This window comes from Shewanella sp. GutDb-MelDb, assembly GCF_002836075.1.
Taxonomy (GTDB): Bacteria; Pseudomonadota; Gammaproteobacteria; order Enterobacterales; family Shewanellaceae; genus Shewanella.
In genome coordinates, this window is sequence record NZ_PJBM01000229.1 from 18,323 (window position 1) to 36,790 (window position 18,468).

Sequence of the window (18,468 nt, forward strand, 5' to 3'; positions counted from 1 at the left end):
TAGTAGAGCGTTAACGCTTTGCTTTGGCGCTAAGATGCACGGAGGCACAGCGATTTGATGCAAATATACACCAAAAATCTCGCTTGCGATAAGAAAAACCGACTAATTTAGTCGGTTTTTCTATTTGAGGGATTACAGCTTAAGGTTGGTCTTTAAGAAGCTGAGCATTTCACTGTAGTATTTTGCCTTATTTTCATCATCATAAAAGCCATGACCTTCGTCATCCATTAGCAATTTTTTATATGGATAATGATGTTTTTCTAGTGCTTCTTCAAGAGCTTCAAGCTGCTCTATAGGAGCTCTCTCGTCTTCGCCACCATGCACTAACATAATGTTAGCTTTGAGTTTACCCACATTATGAGTTGGCGACATAGATTCTAATAGTTTTTCATCTTCACCTAATACCTCTTTTAGGTAGCGCTTGCCTGCTCGTCGGCCTTGAACGTCGCCTTCATTAAACATTAATGGCAGATCATAAACGCCGGCAAATCCAATGGCACACTTAAATAAATCTGGTTCAATGGTTGCGCTTTGAATAGCTGAATATCCACCGAAGCTACCGCCGACGATACAGATACGCTCCTTGTCTACGATACCTTGTTCGATAACATGCTTTGTGGCATCGATAATGTCATACTGAATTTCAGTCCCCCATTTTTGATGGCCCGCATTTTCAAAGTTTATTCCATAGCCACCAGAGCCTCGAAAATTCACCTGAAGCACGGCTGCCCCTTGGCTAGCAATTAACTGGCTTTGAGAGTCGAATCCCCACCAATCTCTAGGACCATGAGGGCCGCCATGAGGATTAACGACTAAGGGGAGTTCCTTCGCTTCTACTCCGTTTGGCAAAGTAAGGTAGCCATGGATCTCCACTCCATCTCTGCTCGTAAAATGAATTGGTTTGATCTCGGCCATTTTCTCAGGATCTATCCATTTCTTTTTTGAGACCAGATACTCTAGTTTTATTGCGTCAGCATCAAATAGGTAGTAGTGGCCGGGGTTACGATCATTAAAGGCTTTAATAATCATTTTTTTTGCATTATTTGTTTGGCTAACAATGTGGATTTGATGGCCCGGTAGCGCAGCTAAGAGCTGTTTGATGTATACAGCTGAAGGATCTTTAGAGTCGACAAACTCATAAGTTGGGTAGCCGTTTTCATATTCGACAGCATATAATTTTTTACTGGTTTTATTTATCCACAGGTTACTTGGGTCAACGACTTTATCGCGACTGACTAATTGCTTATCGCCCGTTTTTATATTTAGTAAATAGACACCTCTAGTCCCACCAGATTCACTCGCTGTAACATAAAGGCTGTCTTTTTCATTACTAAATGCGATAGGGGCAATAGCATCCAAATTTAAGTTAAGTTTAGCGGTATCGACCCACTCGTTATTATCACGATAGAAAAGTGTCGAATTGACATGATCTTTAGTGCCACTGACAAAACGGACATTACCTTCATGATCATTGAGGAAGTTAGCGTAAGGGATTGGGGATGAAGCTATTTTCTTACGTGAACCTTTATACACATCTACGCGATAAACCTTTTGGGTGTTTTCTGCTGTGTTGCTACCCCCTCCTCCCCACGGCAGCGCTTGAACTAGCATGAAACGCTTATTGTCAGGTAATGGATCTAAGATGGTCGCTGTTGCGCGAATGGCAGTGTTTGTCTTCTTTACTCTTGAGCCCGTTTGTTGTTCAGCGCCCTTGTAACCAAATAGATAAGTTGAATCCGAACCATCGGCGTTAACGGCAATTAACTCACCAAAATATTGTGGTTGGTTACTCCAACCTTTTAAATATACTTTTTGTAAAACAACTCGCTCGTCATTGACCCACTCATAGCGTCCGACTTGGGCATTACCAGGGAAAAAAACAACATGAACAGGCTGTTTAGTTTTGGCATTTAAGATGAGTAGCATTGCTTTATCATCTTTTTGACTGATGGCGCTAAGATAATCTCCGCCTGGGGATATTTTGACTTGAGAAAACTCTGCAGCCCGGCTAAATAGCCTCGCAGCTTCGTTTGTTTTTGCAAATATATTGCTGCTAAGCAGGGTTATACAGGCAAAGCTAATGATTTTGATTAGTTTCATACAACTTCCTTGTGGAAACATCGTGTTAATTGATTTGTAACATATGGATTACAAAGGTAGAGTAAAACAAAAGTATGATGGGAACAATAACTAAAATAATCAACATTGTGAGTTAAATACTGCCAATGTACTGGTATGAGATCTGCTTGATTAAGGACTAGGAGATAATCTTGTCATTCCTAAGTGGATGTCCTGAGAGGGAGTCTCCGATTGTAACCATCTGCTGTTATTTCAGAAACAATAAGACAGCCTGTAAAGGGTGGTTTATTCTCTTTTCTGAATCTTAAGTTGTTTAGATAAATTGAGATAACGGCTGTGAACACAGCCGTATTATGCACAGAAAGTCTAGCTCTGCAGCAGCTGCTGCTGAACAAATGCCCATTGTTCATTAAAGTGCTTGGTAGGCTTTATTTTAAACTCACTGCGAACAAACTGGGCAATTCTGCCCTCGGCAATCGCAAGCAGTAAGTTAGCCAGAACGGCTTCATCGATGTTAAAGCCTTGGGCTTCGCGTAAGCTTTTCTCGCGTAGAATTTGTTTAAGATGAGTTTCAATTTTAGAAAAAAGTTGGCTAATTCGACTGCGTAAACGTTCGTGTTCACCGAGTAAGGCGTCACCGTTTAACACTCTCGAAATACCGGGGTTACGCTCGGCGAAAACCAGCAGCAGTTGCAATAACTGTTGGCAGCGTTTCATGGTGTCTTTTTCTTCATCCATGATGAGATTGATTCGAGAAAGCAGTGACTCCTCGATAAACTCAATAAGGCCTTCAAACATACGTGCTTTGCTCGGAAAGTGACGGTAGAGGGCTGCCTCTGATACGCCAACTTCAGCTGCTAATTTAGCAGTGGTTATACGTTGTCCTGGATTTGTTTCTAGCATGGTCGCCAAACATTGAAGAATATGTTCGCGACGGTTTATTTTTGGGCTTGCAGCCATTTATCAGTCCTTCACTCGATTACTACTGAGCGAGATAGCAAGGAAACGCTGCTCCGTGCTATCTATAAAATGTAGTGATGCGTTTAACGCGGTAATGTATTATTTTGTACCTGAATGACCAAACCCGCCTGCACCGCGATCTGAGCTATCAAATTCATCCACAAGCTTAAACTCAGCCTGTACGACGGGAACAAACACTAACTGCGCAAGACGGTCACCAATTTCGATAGTGAAGGGTTCACTACCACGATTCCAGCAAGAAACCATTAAGGGTCCTTGGTAATCAGAGTCGATTAACCCCACTAAGTTACCGAGCACGATACCGTGCTTATGACCTAGGCCTGAACGAGGCAATATGATGGCGGCCAAACTTGGATCTGCCACATGCACTGCAATACCGGTAGGGATAAGGACGGTTTGACCCGGTTGTATGGTGAGAGCAGTGTCGGTGATAGCGCGTAAATCCATTCCTGCGCTACCTGGAGTCGCATATGCAGGCAACGGAAACTGCGTGCCAATACGTGAGTCAAGGATCTTTAATTCAATCGGTGTTTTCATTTATTTTTTTACTTTTTCTGCGATTAGGGTGAGTAATTGCTTGGCTAACGTTTGTTTGTCAACAGGGGGTAAGTGTGTCGCACCACCGTGCCAAAACACGCTGAGCGCATTATTGTCGCTATTAAAACCAATGTTACTGTTAGACACATCATTGGCGGCGATCATATCGAGTTTCTTACGCACCAGTTTACCTTTGGCATATTGTTCGACATCATTTGTTTCTGCTGCAAAACCAACCGTAAACGGACGTTTAGCATGGCTGGCAACGGTGGCTAAGATATCAGGATTTCGAACGAGCGCAAGCTGCATCTGTTCCGCTGATTTTTTTATTTTACTCTCTGCAATATCCGCTATTCGATAATCAGCCACTGCCGCACAACCGATAAAAATTTGGTGGTTTTCTACTTCTGGGATCACGGCATCAAGCATCTCTTGTGCTGACCCAACATCAATACGGGTGACATTCGCTGGAGTGGCTAAGTTTACAGGTCCTGCAACGAGTGTGACAGTTGCACCCATCTCAGCAGCCACGCTAGCAAGTGCAAAGCCCATTTTTCCTGAACTGTGATTCGAGATATACCTTACCGGATCTATGGCTTCACGAGTGGGTCCTGCCGTGAGTAATAAAGAGACGCCATCTAACAATTTTGGCCCTAATAGCTGTTCGGCTCGTTCTGCAATCGCCACGGGTTCTAACATTCTGCCTGGGCCCACTTCGCCACAGGCTTGTGAGCCAGAATCTGGGCCCCATATTGTAAAGCCGCGTTGTGCTACGGTTTTTAAATTGGCTTGCGTCGCTGCATTGCGGTACATCTGCTGATTCATCGCAGGGCAAAGCACTATGGGCGCTTCTGTTGCTAGGCATGTGGTGGTGATGAGTTCATCGGCCATGCCGATACTCATGCGCGCAATTAAGTTTGCCGTGGCGGGGGCAATAATGATTAAGTCAGCCCAGCGGGCTAATTCTATATGGCCCATGGAGGCTTCTGCAGTGGGGTCGAGCAGGTCGGTGGCAACCGGATAGCCAGATAAAGCTTGGAGGGTGAGTGGTGTGATAAATTGCTGCGCACTTTGGCTCATGACGACTCTAACGTCAGCGCCACGGTCTTTTAGTTTGCGAACTAAATCAGCAGATTTATAGGCAGCAATGCCACCTCCAATTCCTAAAAGGACTTTCTTGTTTTTCAAACCCATACGTACTCTTCCATTATCATTTTGACGGATTTTAATGCCATCCGTGCAGTCGATGTGCGGCCTAAGATATCACAATCCTAAACGAGTTGATGAACAAGTTAGCAAATTCTCGACCATACTCAATGTTAAATAATAACAAGGAGGTTATTGTGGGAATTAAAGATTGGCCACAAGGCGAAGGACCAAGAGAGAAGCTACTGCTTAATGGTGCACAGCAACTATCGGATGCAGAGTTACTTGCAGTATTGCTCAGGGTTGGCCTTAAGGGCTTAAGTGCCGTCGAGTTAGCTCGTATTATGATAACCGAGTTTGGAGGGCTTAGAAGCTTGTTGACAGCGTCTCAAGCAGAAGTATGCCGTTTAGATGGAATTGGTCCAGTTAAGTATGCTCAATTGCAGGCTGCTGTAGAGATCGGTAAGCGAATTTCGAAAGAAAAGCTAAAAAGAGGCAAAATTTTATCGGATCCTGATTTAACTCGAGACTATTTAATGAGACAATTAGGGGATCGTGCCTACGAAGTGTTTGCTGTCTTACTGTTAGATAGTCAACATCGGGTGATTCAATTCGTTGAATTATTCAGAGGCACAATAAATTCTGCGTCAGTTTATCCGCGAGATGTGGTGAGCTTGGTGCTTGAGAAAAAAGCTGCGGCTGTGATCGTGTGTCACAATCATCCCTCTGGAGTTGCAGAGCCAAGTACAGCCGACAGACGAATTACTGAGCGATTGAAACAAGCCCTACAAACTATCGATGTTTCCTTGTTGGACCATATGGTTGTAGGCGATCGAGAGATAGTTTCTTTCGCTGAACGAGGGTGGATAGATTAATCTAACCCTTGATCTTTTATTTTAGATCCTGTATAAAATGCGCCCTCTGTTGTGTGCCTCAGGCGACGGCCGTGTTCGAGGTACATTAATGCTCGAGCGTTATATATATTGTTTTGGAGAAGTTTGACATGTCAAGAATATGCCAAGTAACTGGCAAGAAACCAATGGTTGGTAACAACCGTTCGCACGCGAAGAATTCTACGCGACGTCGTTTTTTACCTAACCTACAGAATCACAGATTCTGGTTAGAAATTGAAAAACGTTTCGTTAAGCTACGTATCTCTACTAAGGGTATGCGTATCATTGATAAGAAAGGTATTGAAGTTGTTGTTGCTGAACTTCGTGCCCGCGGCGAGAAGGTATAATAAACCATGGCTAAATCTAAAGGTAATCGTGAGAAGATCAAGCTAGTATCTAGCGCTAAAACTGGTCATTTCTACACGACTGAAAAAAACAAGCGTAACATGCCTGAAAAAATGGAAATCAAGAAATTTGATCCAGTTATTCGTCAGCATGTTATCTACAAAGAAGCTAAAATGAAGTAGTAACTTACTTTTAGCATCTTAAAAAGCCTCTATTTTTAGAGGCTTTTTTTTTTCTTAAAATCCGTATATACCCTCGATAATCCCCTCTCTCGCTACAACGACTGACTATTCATTTCTGCCATCATTAGCTTTATAGGCTTCAACCATTTAAATTCACATGCTTAACAATATTATTTTATATTAATAAGTGAAAATAAATGCTGTTTAAATGAATTAAAATGCAATATCATCATTAGTGTTTATCAATGATGCAGATTGTTGCGACTGTCTATTTAGACTATAAGGTGGATTTAGCGTGCGTACTACAGAACTTGTCGATGGTTTTCGTCACTCAGCTTCCTATGTCAATGCGCATAGAGGTAAAACATTTGTCGTTATGCTTGGCGGCGAAGCGCTTGCGCAGCCGCAGTTCAAAGCCATTATTAATGATATCGCACTGCTGCATAGCTTAGGGATCAAGATTGTGCTGGTTCACGGCGCTCGGCCACAAATCGATGAAGCACTCGCTCAGCACAGCCTAACCCCTGAGTATTACAATGGTGTGAGGATCACTGAAGAAGATACCTTCAAAGTGATTAAACAGGTGGTTGGTGCATTGCAACTCGATATCACGGCTCGGCTGTCGATGAGTTTGAGTAATACTCCCATGCAGGGCGCTCAAATTAATGTGGTCAGTGGCAATTTTGTTATTGCGCAGCCATTAGGGGTTGAAGATGGTGTGGATTATAGCCTTAGCGGGAGAGTGCGACGGATTGACACTCACGGACTCAAACGGCAGTTAGACAGTGGCTGCATCGTTTTATTAGGCCCTGTAGCAGCCTCAGTCACTGGAGAGAGCTTTAACTTAACGGCTGAAGAGGTTGCGACGCAAATTGCGGTTAAGTTGAAAGCTGACAAGATGATTGGCTTTAGCGCGCATAAAGGCATTATGGATGAGCATGGAGACGTCCTTGCTGAATTGATGCCGACTGATGCCCAAAGCATACTCAATAATTTGCCAGCGCAAGCGCCACTCTGTTTAGGGACCAAGGCATTTTTACAAGCCAGTATTGATGCATGTCGTAATGGCGTGAGTCGTTGTCATTTTGTCAGTTATTTAGATGATGGTGCGCTGCTACAAGAGCTGTTTTCTCGGGACGGTATCGGAACGCAAATTGTGACAGAAAGTGCAGAGCGCTTGCGTCGTGCTTCTATCAGGGATATCGGTGGCATTTTAGATCTTATCCGACCGCTGGAGGAAAAAGGGATTTTAGTGCGCCGTTCGCGTGAACAGCTCGAAGTTGAGATAGAGCAGTTTATGCTGATTGAGCGCGATAGTTTAGTGATTGGTTGCGCTGCTTTCTACCCTTTTGAAGAGGACAACGCGGGGGAGTTCGCCTGTTTGGTGGTGCATCCAGAATACCGAGATGCTGATCGTGGCAGTCTGTTGCTGCAAAATATTATTAGCCAAGCAAGGGTAAGGGGTTACTCACGGTTGTTTGCGTTAACGACTCGCAGTATTCATTGGTTTTTAGAACATGGCTTTACGATTGTTGAAGTCGATGAGCTACCAGGGAAAAAGAAGCAGCTGTATAACTATCAACGTAAATCTAAGATCCTAGCATTAGATTTATAAGTGTTTGCGCCAAGTTCATCTTGACCTAGTGCGTCTAGTGGCCAAGGATAGAGCGACTGTATTAATGAGAACGTCCTATGACTCAGAGCTTTGATCTTGCGCCACTCAGTTCGACAGGTAACTGGAGCTTTATTGCCTTACTGGTCGGCTTTATTGGATTGGGCATTTACATCTACTATAAGGCACTGCCGCAAACCAGCAAGGTGGTAATAGCAGCGGTACTGCTACCTATGGTAGGTGCGTTTAGTTGGATGCTGTATAGCGTTAATGATGCCAAGCTCATTCTGACGACAGACTCTGTAACGGTTGATGTGCCTTTTTATGGTTTTACCCTACCGATTGAAGATGTTAATAAGCTAGAGATCCGCAAGTTAGCTTGGCAACAAGGAGCTGATCTTAGCTTAAAACCCGATCTTCGCGTTAACGGTGTGGGCATGCCTGGTTTTCAGCTCGGATGGTTTAGATTGTCAGATCAGCAAAAGGCATTTGTGGCGATAACTGAGACCGACACCGTGGTGGTGATCCCCACGTTAAGAGGCTACTCAATACTACTGAGCATAGCGCAGCCTGATGCGCTGTTAAGTGCTATCAAATAAGCCTCGTATAGCTAAACCTATTACGTAAAAAGCGAACCTTAAGGGTTCGCTTTTTTAGTATTTTTAAAGCCTACTTTTTTTGCTTTCGCTTATAGAACATATCGACAGTAAACAGGGCCAGTGCTGCCCAAATAAAGGCAAAGGTAATGCCTTTTTCTATATCAAAGGGCTCGTTAAACAAGTTTACTGCAAGAATAAACATGATGCTGGGTCCGATGTACTGAAAAAATCCGAGCATGGTGAATGGGATCCGCACTGCCGCCGCCGAAAAACACAATAGTGGCACCGTCGTCACTACACCGGCTGCGAGCAATAAAAGATTGAGATGCATGTCATTGTTCAACAGATGCGTCATTGAATCACCCATATTGCTTAATAGATAAATCAGCGCAATTGGCATCAAAATCGCGGTCTCAACCAGTAAGCCCGTTTTTGCATCGACATTGACTTTCTTACGCAGCAATCCATAACAAGCAAAAGAGCCTGCTAAGGCAAGCGATACTAGTGGAATAGATCCAAACGAAATTAGCTGTACCGACACACCAATGGCGGCTAAAGAAACCGCAGCCCACTGCAGTTTGCGCAAACGCTCACCGAGAAAAAGCATGGCTAAAAATACATTAACCAGAGGGTTAATAAAGTAACCTAAACTGGCATCGAGCATATGGTCGTTATTCACCGCCCAAATAAACAGCAGCCAGTTAGCGGCGATTAATAATGAGGTGATACACAGAACGGCTAATTGTTTAGGCTTTTTTAATAGTTGTCTGACACGACTAAAGCCGCCAAACAAGCTCATTAATAACGCTACAAAAACAAATGACCAAAGTACACGGTGCAACAATATCTCAGTTGCAGACACATCAGTTAGCAATTTAAAGTACAGCGGAGCGAAGCCCCATAGGGTGTAGGCGCAAATGGCAAATGTGATGCCTTTACGGTGTTCAATATCTTGCATTAGAATGTGCTAAAAAGAGGGAGTAGGGCGTAATTGTAATCTCGTAGTGGCGCAGACTCAAGTTCGCCGAAGTGTTTATCTACACACTGCCGTGTGACAGTGAGGAAAGAAATGCTGCCACATGAGCGCAGAGTGCGACATATAAGCATTTTTAAAAAAATGGCTATCGTGAGTTTGGTATTGAGTCGGTCATGTTTGTTAGCGTAAAGCGATGAGTGCCGTTTCACTATCGCTTATTATGCGTTCGTCTCGATTAGCCAACCATATAAGTGCCTGTGCCGAAAGCAATATGATCGCCTTTTTCATTATGCAGTTCCATTCTGGAAACTGACACTCGATTGCCTGCGCGAATGACGGTACCAGTCCCGGTAAAAATCTCGCCACGTCCTGGACGTAAATAATCGATTCTAAGATCGATGGTGCTTAAGGTTTGAATACGTTTCTCTAACTCTTCGATACTCCAGTCATCACGGCTGGCGACTAGGCCAGAAAAAGCCGTTAATCCGCCAACAACATCAAGCACGGTTGCCGTAACGCCACCATGCAATATTTTCTGATGGATATTACCAATCAATTCGGGCTTCATTTTGACGACAACTTCAACGCCTTCCACATCATAACGTTTGATATCCATGCCGAGTAAGTTGTGAAACGGCACATGTTGGTCAAACACCTCAGCGACCCTGCGTAATGTTTCTTGTTGAATAATATTACTCATTTTGCTCCCTGCTTGTTTCTTTTAGGATCAATCGCTTAGTGTTAGAGCATTTAATCTATCGCTAATGGAGCCTGTGTTGCAAGTTTAAATTTCAATCGATAAACCGTTTGGGGAGAGACAACGGCAGTTCGCTCCATTAGAATGGTCGGCCTTATATTTAACACAGGTTCACTATGGATAAGGTGGCAATCGAACAACCGGTCGATCAGTTATCAGCAAGCCTTCAGTCTGTCTTTGGATATCGCACGTTTAGAGACGGTCAGCGTGAAGTCATTGAACAGATCTGCGCTGGACAAGACTGCTTAGTGATCATGCCTACTGGCGGTGGTAAAAGCCTGTGTTATCAGCTGCCGGCATTGCAACTTTCAGGTTTAACGATAGTGGTGTCACCACTGATATCGTTAATGAAGGATCAAGTCGACAGCCTGACTCAGACTGGCGTGGCCGCTGCTTATCTTAACTCGTCTCAACCTAGGGAAGAGAGCCTAAAGATTTTGCAGCAGATGCGTTATGGCGAGCTAAAATTACTTTATGTTTCACCTGAGCGATTACTGCAAGCAAGCTTTATCGACCGGCTCCATGAGCTAAATATCTCTTTATTCGCCATTGACGAAGCGCATTGTATTTCGCAATGGGGCCATGATTTTAGACCTGAATATGCAGCGCGCTTGGCCGATTACGGCAGCAATTTCCTCAGGTGCCTATCATGGCATTAACCGCCACGGCAGATAATGCCACACGGGTGGATATCTGTGAGCGATTGACGATAAAGCCATTCTCGCTACTGACGAGCTTCGATAGACCTAATATTCGCTATACCGTCGCTGAAAAGCTCAATGCGGCTAATCAGTTGCGGCAGTTTATTGATGCGCAAAATGGTAACAGTGGCATCGTTTATTGTAGCAGTCGTCGCCGAGTGGACGAGGTGGCTGATCGTTTGCGCCTGCAGGGGCATCAGGCTGAAGCGTATCATGCTGGTCGCACTCAAGAAGAGCGAGCTAATGTGCAAGATCGCTTTCTAAAAGATCAACTGGATATTGTCGTGGCAACCGTGGCCTTCGGCATGGGGATCAATAAGTCTAACGTGCGTTACGTGGTGCACTACGATATTCCTAAAAGCGTTGAAGCTTATTACCAAGAAACGGGCCGAGCAGGTCGAGACGGTCTCGACTCCGAAGCGCTGATGTTATTTGACCCTGCCGACATCGGTAGAGTTAGGCATCTTATTGATCAATCGGAACCTGGGCCGCAGCAACAGGTAGAGTTTCATAAGCTCAACACTATGGCTGCCTTCGCTGAGGCGCAGACATGTCGTCGCCAAGTCTTGCTGCACTATTTTGATGAAAGCGCGTTAGAGCCATGCGGTAACTGTGATATTTGTTTGGACCCACCGAAAAAATACAATGGCATTCAAGATGCCCAAAAAGTGCTGTCGTGCATTTATCGACTCGGGCAACGTTTTGGTGTGAACCACCTGATTGAAGTGCTGAGAGGTTCTAAAGCGGCCACTGTGATGGAGCGGGGGCACAACAAACTTTCGACCTGGGGAATAGGTAAAGAGAAAAGCCATGAACATTGGTTAAGTGTCATTCGTCAGCTTATCCATCTAGGGCTTGCTAACCAAGATATCACTCGTGGCTCTTCGGTTACCCTTAACCCTTCAGCACGAACGGTATTAAAAGGCGAAGTTGAGTTATTACTGGCTGAGCCAAGAATCGTCATTCAAACCACTAAGCGCCGTGGCCATAATCCTAAAGCGCCAATCAATTATGATCGTAAACTCTTTGCCAGGCTTAAGTTATTGAGACGCACCATGGCCGAGGAGCTAGATGTACCGCCATATTTGGTGTTTAACGATGCCACTTTAGCTGAGATGGCCTCTATTTTACCCACCAGTCCCGCTGAGTTACTGGCGGTTAATGGTGTTGGTGAGCGAAAATTAGAACGTTTTGGTGGTGAGTTTTTAGATGAGATTGAAAACTACTTAGCCGAAGGATAATGAGCTTGGTTTAGTTCGTTTTTAGCTTTCTCAGTTGGTTAATATTGGCTCGCTTTATCATTGAATGCAGATCATCAAACTGTTGCATAGATGCTAGGCCAATATTGACTTTGCTCTCTTCTTGCCACACTGAAATGGTACTCGATAGCTGCTTAATCACATTCATCGCACCCTGCTCTGATGTATGCGGCAGCATGATGATGATCTGCTGATCAGATTGCTGTAATAACACATCTTGTTCCCGCAACTTTGTTTGTAGTTGTTCTATAACAATCGGCACATCAGCAGCAATAATATGCTTGGGATTAAAGACTAATAAGGACAAAGGGTAGCCAGCCTGTTTATTGATATTGAGCAGATCTTCAAGAGATTTCTTCTTATCCATCTTGGTGTCAAGATTGACTACGAGGTGTTCAGTTTGTTTTTGTTGCGGTAGTTTTCTTTGGTACCAAGTGATGAATATAACCAAACTGACGATCACTAACGCGATAGGGAAAAAAGAACTGAGCATTATCCCATTGGATGTTGTTGCCGTGATAAGGGAGTGTGTTGGCGGGGTTATCTGCTCTTTACGGCTTAAATCTGCCTTTAGCTGAGATAACCAAATATTCTTAATCGATAGCGTTTCATTTTCGAGAGCCTCTAATTGTTTAAGCTGATATTGATACGCGAGTGAGAACTTTCCCTGCTCTGCAAAGTAAGTCGCCAAAGTGGCATAGCAATTCTTTAAATCTGAGTAACGAGCATTGTCCTTCGCCAATGATATTGCTTGTTCCATTAGTGTCAAACCCGCAGCTTCATTATCCCGCTTTAGATTAACTTGGGCATTTAGCCATAAAACACTAATGGTGTTAATAGCATCAGCTTCCTTACGAAATGTACTTAAACTGAGGTTTAATAATTGTTCTGCGCTACTGTATTTCCCGCTGTCAAAATCAATAAGTGCAATTGTTTTGTAAGCAATCGCAAGCTCCAACGGTGTGCTTAACTCGGCGAGCTTGACTCTTGCTATCTGAGTATACTTATTACGCAGGTTTGGTTGTTGATTTTGCTGGGCGAATCTTGCCATATCGAGCGCAATAAAAAGTAAAACTTTTCCTTGTGTTGTCTCTTCATTCAAGGCTTTTTTCAAGTTTTTCTCTGCCTCTTTTTGTTCGCCTATCTCCGCTAACTGTTTGGCCATTGATGTGTATAGGTAGCCTTTAGGCGGCCAAGTCCATTTTTGTTTTTGTTGAGTAATGTCTGGATAGATATCGAGGGCTAATCGTAGATCTTCAATGGCCGCGTTGTTGTGATTAACATTGGCATTAAGCAGGCTTCTTAGCCAGAGGCCACCTATCAACGCTTGAGGCTGTTTTAGCTGACGTGACAATGAAATAGAGGAGTATAACAGCGGTAATGCTTGTTGATAGTCACCGAAGTTTGCATAAGCTTGCGCCATACAGTTTAAAAAGTAGGGCCGAGCTTGTTCAAGTCCTAATTGTTTTGCCCTAGCTTCGCTTAAACGTGCGAGATTGACTGCTGCCGCATTTTCGCCAAGTTGAATATAGGATTCACATTTAAGCGCACTTAAGCGCATTAATATAGAGTCTGATCTTACTACCCCCTCAAAGTGACTTTCGAGCGTATTAATCTCTGACAATGCTTGACTTGGATATTGAAATACAAGGGTATTTAATTGATCAAGTTGTTCTAACGTGCCCGCATATACTGGCGAAACCCAGCATGCCAGACAAAGAACGATGATCCTAAAATCCATTTTTAGCTCCAGTGGTAACTCTTCAATCCGCTTTCCATTAGCAGAACGGAGCTATTATAACCATTTTATCTAAAAATATGCATAAAAAAGCTGAACAGTTGAGAATATTGCGACATCACTCTATTTTCGGTGCTGCTTAGCAATAATATCTCGAGATAGTGTTTGTTGTTGACTTTAAGTGTCGCTATTGTCATTTGCGTAAGCAATGTTAGGCTTGTTAAATGCTGAAGTTGAGCAATTTAGACTTGACACAGATGGCTGGTCGCGTTAAAAATTAACTCTGTCAGCAACTCATGCTGGAATATTTATTTAATAAAGATGAATAATCATTGATGAAACACACAAGCACACTATTCCGACTCCTCATTCTCATTCTCGCAGTCACTGCGCGGCGGATATAGTGCTACACGCTTGAGAAAGCCAGCATTTATAAACCCCGCGCATAATACGCGGGGTTTTTTGTATTTAAATTGCCTGAAAGCATAACTGAACGTTTGAAGTTCAATGGAGATAATAGATGTCTAACCGCGTGATTATATTTGACACGACACTACGTGATGGCGAGCAAGCATTAGCTGCTAGTTTAACGGTTAAAGAAAAGCTTCAAATTGCGTTGGCCTTAGAACGTCTTGGCGTTGATATCATGGAAGTTGGTTTTCCGGTGTCATCACCGGGTGATTTTAAGTCGGTGCAGACGATTGCTAGAACGGTAAAGAATAGCCGTGTTTGTGCACTAGCAAGGGCATTAGAAAAAGATATCGATGCAGCCGCACAAGCCTTATCGGTTGCTGATCAGTTCCGTATCCATACCTTTATATCAACCTCAACCATTCACGTTGAAAGTAAGCTTAAGCGTTCTTTTGATCAAGTATTGGAAATGGCAGTGGCTGCTGTTAAGTATGCGCGCCGCTTTACCGATGATGTTGAATTCTCATGTGAAGATGCTGGTCGAACCCCTATTGATAACCTTTGCAGAATGGTTGAAGAGGCCATTAAGGCTGGTGCTCGCACCATAAACATTCCTGATACTGTCGGTTACACCGTACCGAGTGAATTCGGTGGCATTATTCAAACCTTGTTTAACCGAGTACCTAATATCGACCAAGCCGTTATCTCGGTTCATTGTCATGACGACCTTGGTTTGTCGGTGGCTAACTCTATAACTGCAGTGCAGCACGGTGCCCGCCAAATTGAGTGTACCGTCAACGGTATTGGTGAGCGTGCCGGTAACTGTTCGTTAGAAGAGATCGCGATGATTTTGTCGACCCGTAAAGGCACCTTGGGTCTAGAGACAGGCATTAATGCCAAAGAGATCCATCGTACTTCGAGTTTGGTGAGCCAGCTTTGTAATATGCCAGTGCAGGCAAACAAAGCCATTGTGGGCGCTAACGCCTTCACACACTCTTCCGGTATTCATCAAGATGGTATGTTAAAAGCGAAAAATACCTACGAGATTATGACACCAGAAAGTATCGGCTTAAACCGTAGCAATCTGAACATGACGTCACGCTCTGGAAGACATGTTATTAAGCATCGTATGAGTGAACTCGGTTATAGCGAGCAAGATTACGACATGGACGTGCTATATAACGATTTCTTAGTGTTGGCGGACAAGAAAGGCCAGGTATTTGATTACGATCTTGAAGCGCTCGCCTTTATGGAAGCACAAGCGGAAGATGATGATCATTTTAAGCTGCAGCAGTTAGTGGTGCATTCAGATTCTACCGAAGGCAGCGCTACAGCCACCGTTAAAATTGAAGTCAATGGTCAAACGATTACCGAAGCGGCTATTGGTAATGGCCCTGTCGATGCAGCTTATAAAGCGGTTGCTCGTGCAAGTGGCTGTGAGATAGACATCACTAGCTACCAGCTTGGCGCGAAAGGCGAAGGGCAGAATGCACTGGGTCAGGTCGATATTACCGCCAGTTATCGTCAGCAGAACTTCCACGGTGTCGGACTTGCCACAGACGTTGTTGAAGCCTCGGCTAAAGCATTAGTTCATGTAATGAACCTTACTTGGCGAGCCGATAAAGTCGCTGATTGTAAGCAGAAGATTAAACAGAATAAGCAAGAACTCGGCTGTGTTTAGGCTTTAAACATAGCAATAGTTTGATGTACCCGATTTGAATATAAGAAAAATTTAAAGGAGATAGTTGTCGTATGAGTTATCAAATAGCAGTGTTAGCTGGAGATGGGATTGGTCCTGAAGTCATGGCAGAAGCCCGTAAAGTACTTACGGCTATTGAGGAACGCTTTGCTCTTTCTATTGAATATACTGACTACGATGTTGGCGGCGCCGCGATTGATAATCAAGGTTGCCCGTTACCGGAGGCGACTCTTAAAGGCTGTGAAGCCGCTGACGCTATTCTTTTTGGTTCAGTAGGCGGTCCTAAGTGGGAACACTTAGCGCCAAATGATCAACCAGAGCGTGGAGCATTATTGCCGCTGCGTGGTCACTTTGAGCTGTTCTGTAATATGCGTCCGGCTAAATTACATGCTGGGCTTGAGCATATGTCACCGCTGCGCAGTGATATTTCATCACGTGGATTTGATATACTTTGCGTGCGAGAACTCACCAGTGGTATCTATTTTGGTAAGCCTAAAGGCCGTCAGGGCGAAGGTGAAAACGAAGAAGCGTTTGATACCATGCGTTATAGCCGTAAAGAGATCACCCGTATTGCTAAAATTGCTTTTGAGACCGCTCAAGGTCGTCGTAAAAAAGTCACCTCCGTTGATAAAGCGAATGTGCTGGCATGTTCAGTGTTATGGCGTGAAGTTGTTGAAACGGTAGCGAAAGATTATCCAGATGTTGAGCTTGAACATATCTATATTGATAATGCGACCATGCAACTATTACGTCGCCCCAATGAGTTTGATGTGATGCTCTGTTCTAACTTATTTGGCGATATCATCTCTGACGAGATAGCCATGCTAACCGGATCTATGGGCTTACTATCGTCTATCAGTATGAACAGTTCAGGTTTTGGTTTGTATGAGCCCGCTGGCGGCAGTGCGCCAGATATTGCGGGTCAAGGTATTGCCAATCCAGTGGCGCAGATTTTGTCTGCAGCTTTGTTATTGCGCCATAGCTTAAAGCAAGAAGCAGCCGCAACGGCGATAGAGTTAGCGGTAGGTAAAGCATTAGGTGACGGTTATTTAACCGGTGAATTACTGCCAGCTGAGGAGCGTCACAATGCAAAATCAACCCGCCAAATGGGCGATTATATTGCTCAGCTTGTAAGAGAAGGTGTTTAACAATGGCTAAGACGTTATATGAAAAGGTATGGGATGACCATATTGTGGTGGCGACAAAAGGTGAAGCACCGATTATCTATGTCGATAGACATCTCGTCCATGAAGTGACCTCGCCTCAAGCATTTAGTGGTTTGCAAGTGGCGGGTCGCAAAATGCGTGCCCCAGAAAAAACTTTTGCCACCATGGACCATAACACCTCAACGACCAGTGCTAGCTTGGATGCCTTAAGTATTATGGCGCGCACTCAAGTGCAAACCTTGGAGCGCAACTGTAAAGAGTTTGGTGTGCGTCTTTATGATATTCATCATAAGAACCAAGGTATTGTGCATGTAATGGGCCCTGAACTGGGTATTACCTTACCGGGCACTGTGATTGTATGTGGCGATTCACATACTGCAACTCACGGCGCTTTTGGGGCGTTAGCATTTGGTATCGGTACCTCGGAAGTTGAACATGTGATGGCAACGCAGACGTTACGTCAGCTAAAAGCCAAGACCATGAAGATTGAAGTGCGTGGCCACGTTGCTGATGGCATTACCGCAAAAGATATCGTATTGGCAGTTATTGGTAAGATTGGCATGGACGGCGGTACGGGCTACGTGGTTGAGTTTTGTGGCGAAGCCATTGAAGCGCTTAGCATGGAAGGCCGCATGACCGTGTGTAACATGGCCATCGAGATGGGCGCCAAAGCGGGCATGATAGCCCCTGACGCAACCACCGCTGCGTACATTAAGGGTCGTGAATTCGCACCAAAAGGCGACAATTGGGAGCAAGCCGTTGCGGCTTGGGCGCAATTGAAAACAGACGATGATGCAGTATTTGATGCGACGGTGACGCTTGAAGCGGGCGATATTGCTCCACAGTTAACTTGGGGAACCAACCCTGGACAAGTGGTGGCGATTGACCAATTGGTGCCTAATCCAATTGATGCCATCAATTCAACGGTTCGTTCAAGTATCGAGAAAGCCCTTAAATATGTTGATTTGAGCGCAGGCACCTTAATGACAGATGTAGACATTAATAAGGTGTTTATCGGTTCATGTACTAACTCTCGTATTGAGGACCTTCGCGCTGCTGCGGTACATGCTAAAGGGCGTCAAGTTGCCCAAGGCGTGACTGCGATAGTGGTGCCAGGTTCTGGCCTTGTGAAAGAGCAAGCAGAAGCGGAAGGCTTAGATAAGATATTTTTGGATGCTGGCTTTGAGTGGCGTCTACCGGGGTGCTCTATGTGCTTAGCGATGAATGACGATAAGTTAGAAGCGGGCGATCGCTGCGCATCGACGAGTAACCGTAACTTTGAAGGTCGACAAGGGCGAGGTAGCCGCACTCACTTGGTGAGTCCCGCTATGGCCGCTGCTGCAGCTATTGCAGGTCATTTTGTTGATATCCGTAAACCTTACTAGAG

General features: G+C 44.4%; 15 protein-coding genes and 1 pseudogene. 9 read left to right on the top strand and 7 right to left on the bottom strand.

Annotated features, from left to right (window positions below):
- Positions 1–132 precede the first annotated feature (132 nt).
- The 4 genes from CXF82_RS13055 to coaBC all read right to left on the bottom strand — a co-directional run bounded on the left by CXF82_RS13055 (position 133) and on the right by coaBC (position 4,791).
- Entirely contained in the window at positions 133–2,100 is a 1,968-nt protein-coding gene (locus CXF82_RS13055; RefSeq protein ID WP_102044327.1) for an alpha/beta hydrolase family protein, read from the bottom strand.
- A gap of 345 nt (positions 2,101–2,445) precedes the next feature.
- Entirely contained in the window at positions 2,446–3,039 is a 594-nt protein-coding gene (gene slmA, locus CXF82_RS13060) for a nucleoid occlusion factor SlmA (protein ID WP_101089353.1), read from the bottom strand.
- Positions 3,040–3,138: 99 nt separating this feature from the next.
- Positions 3,139–3,597 (bottom strand): dUTP diphosphatase, encoded by a 459-nt coding sequence (dut, locus tag CXF82_RS13065; RefSeq protein WP_101089354.1) that lies wholly within the window; start codon positions 3,595–3,597, stop codon positions 3,139–3,141.
- Positions 3,598–4,791, bottom strand: a complete 1,194-nt coding sequence (coaBC, locus tag CXF82_RS13070) for a bifunctional phosphopantothenoylcysteine decarboxylase/phosphopantothenate--cysteine ligase CoaBC (protein WP_102044328.1) — start codon at positions 4,789–4,791, stop codon at positions 3,598–3,600.
- A 149-nt stretch (positions 4,792–4,940) separates the two neighbouring features.
- Here coaBC and radC point away from each other — a divergent pair, with 149 nt between their 5' ends.
- The 5 genes from radC (at position 4,941) to CXF82_RS13095 (ending at position 8,374) form a co-directional block, all read left to right on the top strand.
- Positions 4,941–5,618, top strand: coding sequence for a RadC family protein (radC, locus tag CXF82_RS13075; RefSeq protein WP_101089356.1), 678 nt, complete (start codon positions 4,941–4,943; stop codon positions 5,616–5,618).
- Positions 5,619–5,746: 128 nt separating this feature from the next.
- The gene (gene rpmB / locus CXF82_RS13080) at positions 5,747–5,983 is read left to right on the top strand and encodes a 50S ribosomal protein L28 (protein WP_101089357.1); all 237 of its coding nucleotides are present in this window, start codon (positions 5,747–5,749) and stop codon (positions 5,981–5,983) included.
- A 6-nt stretch (positions 5,984–5,989) separates the two neighbouring features.
- A complete protein-coding gene (gene rpmG / locus CXF82_RS13085) occupies positions 5,990–6,163 on the top strand; it encodes a 50S ribosomal protein L33 (protein WP_101089358.1) in 174 nt (57 codons plus the stop codon).
- 295 nt (positions 6,164–6,458) lie between these two features.
- Positions 6,459–7,778, top strand: coding sequence for an amino-acid N-acetyltransferase (gene argA, locus CXF82_RS13090; protein WP_101089359.1), 1,320 nt, complete (start codon positions 6,459–6,461; stop codon positions 7,776–7,778).
- 77 nt (positions 7,779–7,855) lie between these two features.
- Complete coding sequence (locus CXF82_RS13095; RefSeq protein WP_101089360.1) at positions 7,856–8,374, top strand: PH domain-containing protein; 519 nt, start codon at positions 7,856–7,858, stop codon at positions 8,372–8,374.
- A 70-nt stretch (positions 8,375–8,444) separates the two neighbouring features.
- Here the strand turns inward: CXF82_RS13095 and rarD are convergent, their stop codons facing one another.
- Entirely contained in the window at positions 8,445–9,332 is an 888-nt protein-coding gene (rarD, locus tag CXF82_RS13100; protein WP_101089361.1) for an EamA family transporter RarD, read from the bottom strand.
- Between the two features lie 253 nt (positions 9,333–9,585).
- The gene (locus CXF82_RS13105; protein WP_101089362.1) at positions 9,586–10,050 is read right to left on the bottom strand and encodes a thioesterase family protein; all 465 of its coding nucleotides are present in this window, start codon (positions 10,048–10,050) and stop codon (positions 9,586–9,588) included.
- Between the two features lie 173 nt (positions 10,051–10,223).
- Between CXF82_RS13105 and recQ the strand changes: the two are divergent.
- Positions 10,224–12,049: pseudogene (recQ, locus tag CXF82_RS13110) on the top strand (DNA helicase RecQ).
- A gap of 10 nt (positions 12,050–12,059) precedes the next feature.
- Here the strand turns inward: recQ and CXF82_RS13115 are convergent.
- Positions 12,060–13,808 carry a histidine kinase gene (locus tag CXF82_RS13115; protein ID WP_101089364.1) on the bottom strand — a complete coding sequence of 583 codons (1,749 nt, stop codon included), beginning with the start codon at positions 13,806–13,808 and terminating at the stop codon, positions 12,060–12,062.
- A 517-nt stretch (positions 13,809–14,325) separates the two neighbouring features.
- Between CXF82_RS13115 and leuA the strand changes: the two genes are divergently transcribed.
- From leuA to leuC, 3 genes are all read left to right on the top strand, one after another.
- The gene (leuA, locus tag CXF82_RS13120) at positions 14,326–15,897 is read left to right on the top strand and encodes a 2-isopropylmalate synthase (protein ID WP_101089365.1); all 1,572 of its coding nucleotides are present in this window, start codon (positions 14,326–14,328) and stop codon (positions 15,895–15,897) included.
- 71 nt (positions 15,898–15,968) lie between these two features.
- Positions 15,969–17,063, top strand: a complete 1,095-nt coding sequence (gene leuB / locus CXF82_RS13125; protein WP_101089366.1) for a 3-isopropylmalate dehydrogenase — start codon at positions 15,969–15,971, stop codon at positions 17,061–17,063.
- Between the two features lie 2 nt (positions 17,064–17,065).
- Positions 17,066–18,466, top strand: a complete 1,401-nt coding sequence (gene leuC, locus CXF82_RS13130) for a 3-isopropylmalate dehydratase large subunit (RefSeq protein WP_101089367.1) — start codon at positions 17,066–17,068, stop codon at positions 18,464–18,466.
- The last annotated feature ends 2 nt before the right edge of the window (positions 18,467–18,468 follow it).